We start from the raw sequence: 14,443 nt of genomic DNA, 5'->3' as shown, positions 1-14,443 counted from the left end.
GAGACTCGGCTACCTCAGCCCCGACGAATACCTCGCTCACAACCTCGCCGGCGCGTAACGTTTAATTAGGAGTCCAACATTTAGGGACCAGTCCACTGTTGCGTCAGTACTTCCCGAAAGGCACGGATCTGTCCGCCTACGGACCCGAAGACCTCGAACACGTCGCCCAGGAACTCAACGCCCGCCCACGCAAAACGCTCGGCTGGGATACCCCGGCCGAGCGCCTGCGTGATCTACTGATAACTACTTAGCCACCAGCGGCGTTGCAACGACCCCTAGAATCCGCCCTGACGATCCGGGCCTTTCCTTTTCTTATCCGTCCTTGAGCCGCTGGTAGGTCTCAAGTGCCCTGGCGCGGGATTCCGGCAGCCCGACTACCGGCTCAGGGTAATCGGTGGACAAGAGGCCGGCTTTCCACGGTTCGTGGATTGTCTTGTCGTCCAGCCCGGACAGCTCGGGCAGGTATTCGCGCAGGTAGCGGGCGCCGCCGTCGAACTTTTTGCTTTGGGTGACCGGGTTGAAGATCCGGAAGTACGGCGACGCGTCGGCTCCGGATCCGGCCACCCACTGCCAGTTCGCAGGGTTGCTTGCGGCGTCGGCGTCCACGAGGGTGTCCCAGAACCAGGCCTCGCCAAGCCGCCAGTCGGCCAACAGGTTCTTGACCAAGAAACTTGCAGCCGCCATCCGGACCCGGTTGTGCATCCAGCCCGTTTGCCAGAGCTGGCGCATTCCGGCGTCGACCAGCGGATATCCGGTCCTGCCCTGCTGCCAGGCGGCCAGTTCAGCGTCGGACGGCGTCTGCCAGGCGAAGCGGTCAAATTCGGGCCGGTAATTCCGGGTCGCCAGGTGCGGGTTCTCGTACAGCAGTTGCCAGCAGAACTCGCGCCAGCCCAGTTCGGCGCGGAAGATTCCGACGTCGGCCGGCGCCGCGGGCCCGAAGCGTTCCCGCAGCGCGTGCCAGACCCGGAACGGGCTGATTTCGCCGAACCGTAGATGGGCGGAGAGCCGGCTGGTGCCCTCGACCCCGGGGACATTCCGGCCGGTGCCATACTCCTCCACGGGACCGTCGAGGAAGTCCTCAAGCCGCTGCCGGGCACCGGCTTCACCGGGCTGCCACGTAGCGGCGAGGCCGGCGCTCCAGTCCGGACTGTGCGGGAGCAGACCCCAGCGCTCGAGCGGGTCGCTGGCCGGATGGTTTCCTGCCTCGTCCACGGCCGGTGCAGGCAGGCGCTCCGGGGCGTCCAGGGGGAGGCGTGGCTCCGGAGCCTCCAGGCAGGCCCGCCAGAAGGGCGTGAAGACCTTGTACGGGCCGCCGGCGCCGGTCCGGACCGTCCACGGCTCAAACATCAGGTTCGCCTGGAAGCTGGCAGCGTTGAGGCCTTCCTCGGCGGCCCACGCCTTGACGCCGGCGTCCACCTCGCGTTCCGGGTGCCCGTAGCGGCGGTTCCAGAGCAGCGTCGATGCACCGGTTTCCCGGGCAAGGGCCGGGATGATGCCCGCGGCTGCGCCGCGGCGCAGCACGAGACGGGAGCCTGTGGCCTCAAGCCCGGCCGACAGTGCGTCCAGGGAACGGTGCAGCCACCATTTCGTGGCACCGCCCAAGGGCCTGATGCCGGGGGAGGACTCGTCCAGGACATACACCACGGTCAGCGGTTGACCCAGGGAGGCGGCCTCGGTCAGGGCCGGGTTATCGTCCAGTCTCAGGTCGTCGCGGAGCCAGACAAGGGTCGAAGAAGGAGTTCCCGAAGACATGGATCAACGGTACACGGGAGCCGGGCAGGCTCCCGGCAGCACCGCTGTTTGGCGCGACGAAGGCCGGGCCTGCCGACTGTCGGAAGACGGTCGGCAGGCCCGGCCTGGGCGGAACGGGTCACGCTCGCGGCGGACACCCGCAGGAGCGGTTACAGCTTGTCGAAGTCCGCTTCGTCGACCGTGGAGCCGGCGGGCCGGCCCTCACCGGCGCCAATGGCGGCGGGGGCGCCGCCGGACTTCAGCGCGGCAAGCCGGGCCTCGATCTCGGTCTGTTCGCCAAGGTCCTCCAGTGAGTTGAACTGGGCGTCAAGGCTTGAGGCTGAAAGTTCCTGCTGGCCGCGGACCTTGGCCTCCTCGCGGCGGATCTTTTCCTCGAAGCGGCCCACCTCGGACGTCGGGTCCATGAAGTCGATGCTCTTCAGGGCGTCGTGCACCTGGCTCTGCGCCGCAGCGGTCTTGGAGCGGGCCACCAGCTCGTTGCGCTTGCTGGTGAGCTCGTTGAGCTTTCCCTTCATCTGGTCCAGGCCATGCTTGAGCTTGTCCACGACCTCGGTCTGGGAGGCGATGCTCGGCTCAGCGGACTTGGCCTCGTTCTCCGCGGACATCTGGCGCTGGAGCGCCACCTTGGCCAGGTTGTCGAACTTCTCAGCGTCGGTGGAGTCGCCTTTGGAGCGGTATTCATCGGCTTTGCGGGACGCAGCCAGGGCCTTCTTGCCCCAGTCCTGGGCGTTCTTGATGTCCTCGTTGTAGTCATCCTGCAGCATCCGCAGATTGCCGATGGTCTGCGCGACGGCGGACTCGGCCTCGGCGATGTTGTTGGTATAGTCCCGGACCATCTGGTCCAGCATCTTCTGCGGGTCCTCTGCCTGATCCAGCAGGGAATTGATGTTGGCCTTCGCCAGCTGCGCCATGCGGCCGAAAATGGACTGCTTCATGGTGTTACCTTTCGTCCTGCTCAGTGGTTTCCACTGAATTTCGGTGAACAGTGAAATGTACCGCTTTTATCCGCCGGCCGGGAGAGTATCCCACGGCGCCTAGTCTGTAGGGCCCTCGCCGTCGGGCCCGGTAGGTGGCCGGACTCCCGGTTAGAAGTCGCCGCCGCCGCCGCCGTCCCCGCCCCAGCCGCCGCCGCCGTCCCCTCCGCCGCCGAAGCCGCCGCCGGAGTCTCCGCCGCCGCCCCAGCCGCCTCCACCACCGCCGTTGAGGATGGAATTGATCAGGATGCCGCCAAGGATGGCACCGCCAAGGCCCCCGCCGCCGCCGCCGCCGAACATTCCCCCGCGGCCGTAGCCCTGGTTGGCATAGCCGCCGAAGTGATCGACATCGGACTGCGCCAGCTGGGCTGCCTGGGCCGCAAGGGTGTGGGCCTGCTGCGCGTACTGCAGGGCAGTGACAGGATCGTTGCGGGAAATGGACAATGCGTAGTCCAGGTTCCGCTGGGATTCCGCCAGCCGGGTCCTGGCCTCGGTCCCCACGCCGCCGCGGCGGGCGGTGATGTAGTCCGAGGTGGCACTGATCTGCGCCTGTGCCGACATGATGGTCTGCTGCAGGGAGGCCTGCGCGCGGCGCGCCTGCTCCTGCTGGTCACGGATCCCGGACAGGGCCTCGTCCAATGACTGGTGCGCCGTCCCGACCCGCTCCAGGGTGGCGATCGGGTCAATTTTTCCTGCCTGGATTTCGGCTTTGACCCGCGCCAGTGCGGCCTCCACCGAGGCAACCGGTCCGGCGAGTTCCGGGTGCGCCCCGGACTGGATAATCGCTCGGGCCTGTGCCAGGTCCTGAGAGGTGTCGACGACGGCGGACTCCAGTCCGTTTCGCGCCTCGTCCAGGTTTCCGGCCACCTTGGTGATGGCACCGATCAGCACGTTGGTCTGGTGCAGGCTCTCTTCCGCGGCCCGCACGGCGACGGCGGCCAGGCTTGCCTCGCCGGCGCTGAGCTTGTCCTGGGCCGCGTCCGAGGCGTTTTGCACAAAGTCAAGACGCTCCTTGGCCTGGTTGATGTTGTCGCCTACTTGCACGAGGGCGCTCTCGGCGTACTTGGCGCGCAACTCCGAGAGCGACTGCTCGGCGCTGGCGATCCTGGCTTGCGCCTCGGCAGCTCCGGCGCGGACCGCAGCCAGCGCCTGCGGGGCGTTCTTTTCCAGCTCGCGGAGCGAATCGAAGTCCGCTTTCTGCTCTCGGAGGGAGGTAAGGGCCGCCTCGGAACGGCGGATGATCTCACCAAGCCAGGAGCGTTGCTGCTCCTCGGTATCCGGGATGTGGTCATCGAGCTGTTGCTGCAGCTTGAAGGATTCCGACATGTGGCCTTTGGCGTCCTGCAGGGCCTTCGTGAAGTTCCCGACGGCAGTATCGCCGTACTGCGCCTGCGCGAAGCCGAGCTCCTGCTCACTGGACTTGATGGCGTCGTCAGCCTCGATCAGCAATGAGCCGCTCTTGCGGCGCAGTTCCTCGACGGTGAGGCCCGCGAGCGGATCCAGCTCAGCGCCCTGCGGACCATGTTCTGTGCCGATCCCCGCGGCTGCCTTCTTCCTGCGGTTCCGCAGGAACAGGTAAGCGCCCGCCCCGCCGGCCGCGACGACTCCGACGCCAACGAGGACGGCGTTGCCGGCGCCGCCCTCTGACGGCACGGTACCCTTGCCTCCGCCGGCGGCGTCACCGATGGCTGCCGCGCTGTCGATGGCGGCCTTCGCATAGTCCCCATTGCGGAGGTTCGGATCAATGGCGCTGGAGACGATCGTGTCGCGCTGGGCGTTGGTGATCTTGCTGTTGGATGGCTTGCTCAGCTGGTACTGCCGGGTGTCCGTGGCCACCGTCAGCAGCATGGCATTCGCGCCCAGGCTTGCTTTTTCCGCAACAGCATTGGCCCAGGCAACGCGGTCGGTGGGGTTCTCGAATTTCTTGACGTACACGACGTGGTAGGTCATGGCGTGGTCGGAGCCGAGCTGCTTAATGGCCTGTTCCACCTCACCGCGCTGGCCGCCCAGCACTCCGGCGGAATCGACAACTTTCGTGACGGGGTCGAGAGCCACCGGATCTTCGGCGAGGGCCGGAGCGGCGGGAAGCGCCAGAAGTCCGGCGACGCCCAGAACGGCGAGGAGACGTTTATACGTAGACCGCATGTGCAACCCTTCAGCACTTCTGCGACCAGTTCAGGCCGAACCAGTCGTCACAGAATGCGCCAGCGCCCCCACGCAGATGTAAAGCCGCAGGTCGCTGTGGCAATTCCATTTGATTCTATGGTGCACCAAATACACCGTCTACCGGCGGGAATATGCCACCAGCGAAAAGCGCTGAGACGGTTGCGGTGGCGCCAGCAAGGTGGTGCTAAACGTCCAGCAACCTCCCAGCAAACGTGCGCTCTAGTATCAGTGTGATCGTCCATAGTTAATGCAGACGAGGATGAAAGGAAGTCTTATGACTGAGAACCCAGCGCAGGGCACGTCACCAGAGAACCGGGACCCGGCCACACCGAACGAGGGTGCTCCGGCGCACCCGCAGGCTGTGCCCTCGCCGGACTCAGCGCACGAGAACCCGACACTCCGGCTGGACCGGCCCGAGAATTCCCCGCAGCCGGTGTATCCGCAGCACCAGCCGTCCTACGGCCGCCCGCCGGAGACCCAGCAGTTTGGCGCTCCGCAGGCCCACCCCCAGCACAGCCAGGGCGCATACGGACAGCAGCACCAAGGCAGCTACGGCGGCAACCAGCCCGGTTCCCCCTATGCGTCCAATCCCGCGCACGCTCCCAAGCGCAAAGCCGCCTTCGGCGTTCCCACCCTTGTGGCCAGCATCCTGGCCGCCGGGCTCGTCGGCGGCGGCGTGGTCGCCGGGACCTCCGAGCTGCTGGGCGACCGGTCGCCTACATCGGTGGGAACCAGCAGCAACAGCCAGGCAGGCCCTGTCATTGTCAATAACAGGGACGACGTGAACGCGATCACCGCGGCCGCCATGAAAGCCACCCCAAGCGTCGTCACCATCAAGGCCACGAGCGGCAGTGAGGGCGGCACCGGCTCCGGCATCATCCTGGACACTGACGGCAACGTGCTCACGAACACCCACGTGGTGACCCTCGACGGCACGGCGGCCAACGCCGCCATTGAGGTCCGGTTGAGTGACGGGAAGGTCTACAACGCGAAGATCGTGGGCACGGATCCGCTGTCCGATCTTGCCGTCGTCAAAATTCAGGGCGCCACGGGTCTGGTTCCGGCCGTTCTGGGCGACTCGGGCAAGCTGAACGTCGGCGACACTGCTGTCGCCATCGGTTCTCCCCTCGGCCTCACCGGGACGGTGACCGACGGTATCGTCTCGACGCTCAACCGCACCATCAGTGTGGCCTCCTCGGCCGCACCGAAGGACGGGGCGGACAACTCCCAGGGCGACGGGCAGGGCTTCCAGTTTGCTCCGCCGGACGGCGGGCAGGGTCAAAGCACCACCAACCAGGGAAGCATTTCGATCAACGTGATCCAGACCGACGCCGCCATCAACCCGGGCAACTCCGGTGGTGCCCTGGTCAACACCAAGGGCGAGATCATCGGCGTCAACGTGGCGATTGCTTCGGCCGGCGGTGACTCCGCGAGCAGCGGAAACATCGGTGTCGGGTTCAGCATCCCGATCAACCACGCCAAGCGCGTGGCGCAGGAGATCATCAACACCGGCAAGGCGACGCACGGGCAGTTCGGCGTCAGCGTCAAGCAAAAGTCGGCAAACGCTTCGGCTTCCGGCTTCTCCGTCGGTGCAGAAGTGGCCACAGTAGAGGCCGGCTCTGCCGCCGACAAAGCGGGCATCAAGGTCGGCGACGTCGTAACGAAGTTCCAGGACCTCACCATCAGCGATCCGAACCAGCTGACGGCTGCAGTCCGCGAACAGGCCGCCGGTGCTGCGGTGAAGGTGACAGTGCTCCGCGGAGGCAAGGAACAACAGCTCGACGTCAACCTCGGCACGGCCGCAGATCAGTAAAAGCAGAGCAGCAGAAACAGATCAGTAGATAAAGCTGCAGGAGCAGCAAAAGAAAGCCGGGAGAGTCCCTCGGGCCGGGCAGCGCCACCAGGTGCCGCCCGGCCCTTGCCGCGCTGGGCAACCTGCCCGCGCGTGCGCTCCCCGATATGGTTAGCTAGGAGCATCCCGGCACGCCGGGCGCTTCGCGGCCACGACCCCACCCGGCTGGCTGTCCACCCGCATGGAAGGCTGCTGTAAACACAGTGGAAGAGACATTGAAGATCATTGTGCTGGTCAAACACGTCCCGGACGCCCAGTTCGACCGGCACCTCACCGGCGAGGCCAACACAACGGACCGCACCGAGAGCATCCTGTCCGAACTCGACGAATACGCCCTTGAGGCCGCCCTGCAGCTGATCGAGGCCCGCGGCGGGGAAGCGGCCGGCCACAAGGTCATCGCCCTGAGCATGGGCCCGGCCGGTGCGGTCAACGCCGTGAAGAAGTCCCTGCAGATCGGCGCCACCGAGGGCGTCCACCTCATGGACCAGGCGCTCGCCGGCTCCGACGCCGCCGCCACCTCACTGGCGCTGGCCGCAGCCGTCCGCCACCTCGGCGCGGACACACCGGTGGACCTTGTCCTCACCGGCATGGCCTCCACCGACGGCGAGACCTCGCTGGTGCCGGCCCAGCTGGCGGAACGGTTGGACCTGCCGCAGGTCACCTTCGCCTCGTCTTTGGAACTCGATGGCACCCGGCTCACCGCCCGGCGCGACGGCGATGCCCACGCCGAGACCGTCGAAGCGACGCTGCCTGCACTCGTCTCCGTCACGGACCAGATCAATGACCCCCGGTACCCGAATTTCAAGGGCATCATGGCGGCCAAGAAGAAGACGATCACCACCCTGGGCCTCGCCGACATCGGCGTTGACCCGTCGCAAGTAGGGCCATCCGGCTCCTGGACCGCCGTCGAATCCGCTGAGGCGCGCCCGGCGCGCACCGCCGGAACCATCATCACCGACGAGGGGGACGCCGGCGTCAAGCTGGTTGACTTCCTGGCCGCCCAGAAGATGCTCTAAGGGGATCGCACACCATGGCAAAAGTACTTGTATTCATTGACAACCCGGGCCAGGTCCTCAAGAAGTCCAGCCTGGAACTGCTTACCATTGCCCGGTCTTTAGGCGAACCGGCGGTCGCGCTGAACGGTGAACTGCACGGCGACGTCGCAGCGGCCCTGGGCGCCTACGGGGTCCAATCCCTGTACCGGCCTTCCGCTGCGGACCTGAATGACTACCTCGTCGGCCCGAAGGCGTCCTACCTGGCAGCGGCCGTGCAGACGGCCGACGCCACCATCGTCCTGACCGAGAACTCGGCAGAAGCCCGCGAAGTCGCTGCCAGGCTCGGCATTAAACTCGGTGCCGGGGTCATCACCGACGTCGTCGCAGTGGACCCGGACGGCACGGCGCACAAATCCGTGCTGGCAGGTTCGTACACCACCGCTGCCAAGGCCACGACGCCAGTCGCTGTCCTGACCGTTAAGGCCAACAGCGTCACCCCGGAACCCGCGGTCACCGGCACGGCCCCGGCTACCTCCACCGTCCAGGTGCCGGAAACCGCCGCAGCGGCGTCAGCCAGGATTACGGCCCGCAACGAGAAGCCCGCCAGCGGACGCCCTGACCTCGCAGAGGCGCGGATCATCGTGGCTGGCGGCCGGGGCGTCGACGGCAATTTCGGCCCCCTCGAAGACCTCGCCGATGCCCTGGGCGCGGCGATCGGCGCCTCCCGTGCCGCAACCGATGCCGGCTGGATCGGCCACGACGCGCAGGTCGGCCAAACCGGCAAGACCGTTTCACCGCAGCTGTATATCTCTGCGGGAATTTCCGGGGCCATCCAGCAAAAGGCCGGCATGCAGACCGCCAAAGTGATCGTCGCCGTGAACAAGGACGCGGAGTCACCCATCTTCGAGATCGCCGACTTCGGCATCGTGGGGGACCTGTTCCAGGTCCTTCCGCAGGCCACTGAAGAAATCAAGAAGCGCAGGGGCTGAACCCTTGGACTCCTCCGCCGCCCTGGCACAAAGCCCGTTCGATCCGGCCCACCACCGGATTGAACGGGTGCTTTGTTTTGCTGCCCATCCTGATGACCTCGATTTCGGCGCCGCCGGCACAATCGCCGCCTGGACCGCTGCAGGGGTGCAGGTCAGCTACTGCATCATGACGGACGGTGACGCCGGAGGGTTCGACCCCGGCAAGCGGGACGAGATTGTCCGGCTCCGGATCGAGGAACAACGCCGCGCCGCCGCCCTCGTCGGGGTGACGGACATCCACTACCTGCATGAGCTCGACGGATACCTCGAGGCCTCACATAGCGTGATCCGCGACGTCGTGCGGCTGATCCGCACGCTGCGGCCCGACGTCGTGCTTTCCATGCACCCGGAACGGAACTGGACGCGGATCCAGAAGAGCCATCCGGACCACTTGGCGGTGGGGGAGGCCGTGACCCGTGCGGTCTATCCGGCGCTGGAGAATCCTTTCGCTTACCCGGAGCTCGCCGAGGCGGGGCTGGAGGCCTACAAGCTGCCGTGGTTGTGGCTCTTCGCGGGGCCGGATGAGCGGGACAACCACGTCATGGATGTCACGGACCACGTAGAGGCCAAGCTCGCCGCGATCCATGTCCACGTCAGCCAGCATCCTGATCTTGAGGCCATGGACCGCACCGTCCGGGGACTGATGCTCCGGACCGCGGAACGGGCCAACCTGCCGTCGGACCGGAGCGCCGAGGCCTTTCATGTCGTATCTGTCAACGGCCCGGGCACCATCGCAGGGTTCTAGTGTTGCCCCCTGCCGCCCTCTCCCATAAGCTGGCCTCTGTTTAAATCATATTTAAGTGAGGAAGGCAGGCTTTAATGGCGAAGACTGCGCAGCACCCCGTACTGGTCATCATGGGCGTCTCGGGATCGGGAAAGTCAACGGTCGCCGGTCTGCTGGCCAGCCGTCTGGGCTGGGACTTTGCCGAAGGCGATGACCTGCATCCCGCGTCCAATGTGGCAAAAATGCATGCCGGGCAGCCGTTGACCGACGAGGACCGCTGGCCGTGGTTGGAGAGTATCGCCGGCTGGATCCGGCAGCACACCGCATCCGGAAGCCCCGGCGTCGTCACCTGCTCGGCGCTCAAGAAGCGCTACCGGGACGTCCTGCGCGGGGAGGGCGTGGTGTTCGTGTTCCTCGATGGCAGCAAGGAACGGATCTCGGACCGGCTTGCGGCCCGGCACGGGCACTTCATGCCCCCGGCCCTGCTGGAGTCCCAGTTCGAGGCGCTCGAAGCACCGACCGGGGAGGAAAACTTCATCAACCTCAGCGTCAGCCTGGCGCCCGCGGACGAAGCGCAGGAGATCATCGACCGGCTGCACCTCGCCGCCAGCGACGCCGCGACGCCGTAGTCCGTGGCCACGTCCAGCACCGACATTCCAGCTGGGAACACCCTGTGAACTCCCTCTCCCTCCTGTAGTTTCCGGCTGCCATCGAAGCCTGGTCCGGCCTCGACACACGTCTTCTCGCGGTCACTGCCGTGGGCATCGCACTCATCGTGGTGCTGATCACCAAGTTCAAGCTCCACCCCTTCCTCGCGCTCATTCTCGGGTCAGCGTTCGTGGGCCTTGCCGCCGGCATGGACCCGGCCCTGGTCATCAAAAACTTCGAAGAGGGGGTGGCGGAGTCCTGAAGGAAGTCGGGCTGCTGATTGCGCTCGGGGCCATGCTTGGCAAGCTGCTGGCGGACTCCGGCGGCGCGAACCGGGTGGTGGACACTCTCTTGGCCAAGGCCACAGGGAACGAGGCCATAGGGGTGGCCACAGGCAAACGGGCCGCTCGACGGACAGTCTGGGCGATTACGCTCGTCGCAGTCATCATCGGCCTCCCGATGTTCTTCGAAATCGGGCTCGTCCTGTTGCTGCCAGTCATTGTCATGGTCACGCAGCGCTCAATAATGCCGCTGATGCGGATCGCCATTCCCGCCCTGGCCGGCCTTTCCGTCCTGCACGGACTCGTGCCCCCGCACCCGGGACCCTTGATCGCGATCAGCGCCGTCAAGGCCGTCAAGGCCGAGCTCGGTACCACATTGGCTCTGGGCCTTCTGGTCGCCGTCCCTACGGTTGTCATCTGCGGGCCGTTGTTCTCCCGGTTAGCTGCCACGTGGGTGCCTGTGGGGGCGCCTGCTGTCAACGGCGGCATTGACACACAGGCGGAGGCTTCAAACAGACCCTGATCGGCGCCGGCGTGGTCGACTCGGTCAAGAAGTGGGCTGAGGGCACCAACATGTCCGTGCTCCTGCTGGGCTTCATCGTGGCGGTCGCACTGCGCCCTTGCCACCGGCTCCGCCACCGTGGCCACCGTGACGGCCGCAGGAATCTAGCCGGATCCGGCCGACGCCCGGTCCGGGCCTTAACGCCGCAAGCCGCGCAGGCCTTGAACTCCAGAGGAGGACAAGGCCTGCGCGGCTTCAGCCGAAGGTCTACAGGAACTAAGCGTTCAGCGGTGCAGCCGCCACTGTCGGCATCGTCGGCGATTGGGAGCCACCAACCGGTTCCACCGTGATGCCGAGCGCCGCTGCGGTGCTGATGCCCTTGACGACAGCCGGCTTGGACAGCGCCTCCGCGTCCATCAGGCCTTGGGAAACGGGCGCCGAGCCATCCTTGGGGATCAGCCACATCTGGTAGACCTTGCCGGCCGGCGGCGCCGGGACATCGTTCATCTTTACGACAATCGCATCCTTCGAGCTTGACACGGACACAGTGGCCGTACCGCCGCCGACGACGTCGACCGTGGCCCGGCGGACATCGTTGGCCTGCAGTACCTGGTTCAACGGATCATTCTGGTTCGCCACGTAGGCGCCGACACCGACTCCGCCGACCGCGATGGCAGCAGCAGCAGCGACACCCACCAGCCAGTTGCGCATTCCCTGTGGACGGCGCCGCTCCTCGCGGCGTCTCCGGGCCGCCCCGAGTTCGTCGGTGGCGGAAAGCCCGGATGGGTCCCTGACAGGCCGGGCCACCACCGGCGGAGCGGCCGGCGTGCCGTACCCCGGTTGCCCGTCCGGCGCTGCAGCCACGTCCTGGGCGGGTAGGGCTGCCAGAATGCGGTCCAGCAGGCCGGCCGGCGGTTCTTCCTCCACCGTGAAGCTGGCGGCCAGCGTTTCCCGGGTCTGCCGGACGCGCTCATCGAACGCGGCCCGTTCCGCTGGCGGGGCAACGGAGATGTGAGCCTCGATGGCCGCGCGCTCGGCGTCGTCCACGGCATTCAAGGCATACACTTCCGAGAGGTCGGCAGCCCGCCCCGACGCAAGGTCGGTGGCAATGTCGGCCGCAAAGCCGCCGGGCACGCGGCCGTTGTTTTGCGCATTAGTGTCGGTCATCTCAACTCACCCCCAGACAGGTCTTGAGACGGATCAGTCCGTCACGAATTCGGGATTTGATAGTCGGAACCGCAGCATTGAGCCTCTCCGCGACTTCCCGGTAGGTAAGGCCGCCGTAATAGGCGAGCCGCACGGATTCCTGCTGTGTATCGGTCAGCGTCTGCAGGCACCGGACCACGGCCTCGGCCTCGAGCCGGCTGCCCACCTCGTCGGAGACGGAGTCGTGATCGATGTCCTGGCTGCTGGCGCCGTACTTTGCTTCCCTGTCGGTCGACGACTGGGAGCTTCTGACTTTATCCACGGCCCTGCGGTGCGCGATGGTCATGAGCCACGCCAGCGGGCTGCCGGCCTCGGCGTTGAATTTGGCGGCATTCTGCCAGACCTGGAGGAAGACCTCCTGGGTGGTGTCCTCGCTCAGTTCGACGTCGATCAGCACCCGCCGGGCCATGCCGAAGACGCGCCGGGACGTGAGTTCGTAGAACTCGGCGAAGGCTGCCTGGTCACCGCGGGCAACCTGCTCCAGCAGCGCGGCAAGCCGGCGGTTCACGTCGGCCGGCGTGCCCGGGGGAGCGGCAGCCTCGGGGTTCGGGGCGTTGGGAGTTTCCATCACCTTCAAGCATAGGGTGCCCGCCGCCCGCCGTGGGTCAAGACAGGCACTTGACGGGGCGCGAACGGCTCCGGCACGCCGGTGGTGGGCCCGGTCCACTTGCAAGGATGTCCTCACCTGCGGCTCCTTTCGCGTTCCCGTGCACCCGCTGATTGGAAGGCGCTTCAGAAGTAATTCGGGACCGCCGGGCAGCCGGATGGGCCGGGCGCCGCAAAAGTTGGGGCGGTTGCGGCGGTTACCGCCTGGCTCCGGCGAATCCGTTCTGACGCCAGGCTTCATAGACCGCGATTGAGGCTGCGTTCGCGAGGTTCAAGGAGCGCAGCGCGGGAAGCATCGGCAGCCGGACGCGGGACGTAACATGCCGGTCGTGCTTGAGTTCTTCAGGGAGGCCGACGGACTCGCAGCCGAACATCAGCACGTCCCCGGGACGGTAGCTGATATCGGTGTAAGACGTTTCGCCGTCGGACGTGAACGCGAAGACGCGTTCCGGTGCGAGAGCAGCCCAGGCCGCGTCCATGTCCGGGTGGACGGTCACGACGGCGAGGTCGTGGTAGTCGAGGCCGGCACGGCGCAGCTTCGCGTCGGAGAAATCGAAGCCCAAGGGCTCGACCAGGTGCAGTTCGGCTCCGGTGATAGCAGCCAGGCGGATGGCGTTGCCCGTATTGCCGGGGATTTCGGGGGCATGGAAGAGGATACGGAACACCCAACCCATCTTAGCGAGCCCGCTAGTGCATTCCGCGCAGCAGACGGGCCAGCACCGGAACAATGACGGTGTTGGGGGCCGGACCTGAACTCAGGAACTGTTTGAGTCCCCGTGCCAGCCCGGCGGCGTTGACCACCTGCACGGTCTCATGCGCTTCGGAGCGCCGGTGCCGGTCGATGACCGGCTCGTGCAGGTTGCCGTCAGTGCTGTGGACGACGGTCCAGCCGGTCACATTGAGTTCCGGAAAGATATCCTGCATCCGGCGCACCACATGGGACAGCTGGGGCGGGGCGATGGACCGGCCGCCGTGGGTGAGGGCGGCGCCGTTCCAGGCATAGGCACCGGGCGGCAGCAGCATCGAACCGAGAATGGCCATGCGGTAGCCAGAGAGGACGACGTGGTCGATGTGGCTGTTGTCCGCGGGGGATTGCAATCCGTTGACCAGGCGCGCGGCCGGGATCGCAGGAAGGATCTGCCGGCTGATGAGCTGCACCGTCCGCATCTCCCGCTGGATCCTGGCCTCCGCTCCAAAAATTCCCCGCTTGCGTGGCAGCCCGTGAACCTGCTGCCGGGCGAGGCTTTCCGGGATCAGCGGCACCTCGTTGACTCCCGCGTATTGCTCGAAGGGCGGCACGAACACGGCAGCGTCCGCCGCCGTGTTGCGGGGGGTATTGGGCCGCCGGACGTTCGCTGAGGCGCGGCTCCCGGCGGCGGGAGCATCAAAGTGCGCCCCCTCATCGGGGGACGGACCTGCGAAGGTGCCGCGTCCGCCGCCGTAGGACCGGTCGTACTCAGCCCGGCTTTTGGCATCGATCAGCGTTTCGTACGCGAGCGTGACGCGCCGGAACGCGGCGGGGTCACCGCCGTGATCAGGGTGGGCCGTGCGTGCGGCCCGGCGGTAGGCCACTTTGATTTCCCTGTCCGTCGCCGTCACGGGGATGCGGAGCACCTGGTAATGCGAGCTGTTGCCCTGCGTCAAGCAAAAATCCTTTGCGTCGATGGTGCCAGCCCATCCTGGACGTCCGGTCTGGCCAGTTTAACCGG

12 protein-coding genes and 2 pseudogenes are annotated in these 14,443 nt (G+C 66.4%); 7 read left to right on the top strand and 7 right to left on the bottom strand.

Features of this window, described 5'->3' with window-relative positions; all coding sequences use genetic code 11:
- Positions 1-86 precede the first annotated feature (86 nt).
- Positions 87-251, top strand: a pseudogene (locus RCH15_RS09395) (IS30 family transposase); the annotation flags it as partial.
- A gap of 61 nt (positions 252-312) precedes the next feature.
- Here the strand turns inward: RCH15_RS09395 and RCH15_RS09390 are convergent.
- The 3 genes from RCH15_RS09390 to RCH15_RS09380 all read right to left on the bottom strand — a co-directional run bounded on the left by RCH15_RS09390 (position 313) and on the right by RCH15_RS09380 (position 4,871).
- Entirely contained in the window at positions 313-1,752 is a 1,440-nt protein-coding gene (locus RCH15_RS09390) for a cryptochrome/photolyase family protein (RefSeq protein WP_326960315.1), read from the bottom strand.
- A 149-nt stretch (positions 1,753-1,901) separates the two neighbouring features.
- Positions 1,902-2,687, bottom strand: coding sequence for a PspA/IM30 family protein (locus RCH15_RS09385; protein ID WP_326960313.1), 786 nt, complete (start codon positions 2,685-2,687; stop codon positions 1,902-1,904).
- A gap of 150 nt (positions 2,688-2,837) precedes the next feature.
- Positions 2,838-4,871, bottom strand: a complete 2,034-nt coding sequence (locus tag RCH15_RS09380) for a TPM domain-containing protein (protein WP_326960310.1) — start codon at positions 4,869-4,871, stop codon at positions 2,838-2,840.
- A gap of 295 nt (positions 4,872-5,166) precedes the next feature.
- On the opposite strand from RCH15_RS09380, the gene RCH15_RS09375 reads away from it, so the two are divergent.
- The 6 genes and pseudogenes from RCH15_RS09375 to RCH15_RS09350 form a co-directional block, all read left to right on the top strand.
- The gene (locus tag RCH15_RS09375; protein WP_326960308.1) at positions 5,167-6,705 is read left to right on the top strand and encodes a trypsin-like peptidase domain-containing protein; all 1,539 of its coding nucleotides are present in this window, start codon (positions 5,167-5,169) and stop codon (positions 6,703-6,705) included.
- Positions 6,706-6,959: 254 nt separating this feature from the next.
- Positions 6,960-7,760 (top strand): electron transfer flavoprotein subunit beta/FixA family protein, encoded by an 801-nt coding sequence (locus RCH15_RS09370; RefSeq protein WP_326960333.1) that lies wholly within the window; start codon positions 6,960-6,962, stop codon positions 7,758-7,760.
- Positions 7,761-7,774: 14 nt separating this feature from the next.
- A complete protein-coding gene (locus RCH15_RS09365) occupies positions 7,775-8,728 on the top strand; it encodes an electron transfer flavoprotein subunit alpha/FixB family protein (RefSeq protein WP_326960306.1) in 954 nt (317 codons plus the stop codon).
- A 4-nt stretch (positions 8,729-8,732) separates the two neighbouring features.
- Entirely contained in the window at positions 8,733-9,512 is a 780-nt protein-coding gene (locus RCH15_RS09360) for a PIG-L deacetylase family protein (protein WP_326960304.1), read from the top strand.
- A gap of 74 nt (positions 9,513-9,586) precedes the next feature.
- The gene (locus tag RCH15_RS09355) at positions 9,587-10,120 is read left to right on the top strand and encodes a gluconokinase (protein WP_326960302.1); all 534 of its coding nucleotides are present in this window, start codon (positions 9,587-9,589) and stop codon (positions 10,118-10,120) included.
- Positions 10,121-10,200: 80 nt separating this feature from the next.
- Positions 10,201-11,087 (top strand): annotated as a pseudogene (locus RCH15_RS09350) (GntT/GntP/DsdX family permease); the annotation flags it as partial.
- A gap of 111 nt (positions 11,088-11,198) precedes the next feature.
- Here the strand turns inward: RCH15_RS09350 and RCH15_RS09345 are convergent.
- From RCH15_RS09345 to RCH15_RS09330, 4 genes are all read right to left on the bottom strand, one after another.
- On the bottom strand, positions 11,199-12,089 hold the full coding sequence (locus RCH15_RS09345; RefSeq protein WP_326960300.1) for an anti-sigma factor: 891 nt from the start codon (positions 12,087-12,089) through the stop codon (positions 11,199-11,201).
- A 1-nt stretch (position 12,090) separates the two neighbouring features.
- Positions 12,091-12,696: an ECF RNA polymerase sigma factor SigK gene (gene sigK / locus RCH15_RS09340; protein WP_326960297.1), complete on the bottom strand. Its 606-nt coding sequence runs from the start codon at positions 12,694-12,696 to the stop codon at positions 12,091-12,093.
- Between the two features lie 235 nt (positions 12,697-12,931).
- Entirely contained in the window at positions 12,932-13,399 is a 468-nt protein-coding gene (locus RCH15_RS09335; RefSeq protein ID WP_326960295.1) for a tRNA (cytidine(34)-2'-O)-methyltransferase, read from the bottom strand.
- 22 nt (positions 13,400-13,421) lie between these two features.
- Complete coding sequence (locus tag RCH15_RS09330; RefSeq protein WP_326960293.1) at positions 13,422-14,378, bottom strand: J domain-containing protein; 957 nt, start codon at positions 14,376-14,378, stop codon at positions 13,422-13,424.
- Positions 14,379-14,443 lie beyond the last annotated feature (65 nt).

Source organism: Arthrobacter sp. MP_M4 (genome assembly GCF_035984855.1).
Classification (GTDB): domain Bacteria; phylum Actinomycetota; class Actinomycetes; order Actinomycetales; family Micrococcaceae; genus Arthrobacter.
This window is presented reverse-complemented; position numbering and strand designations above follow the sequence as displayed.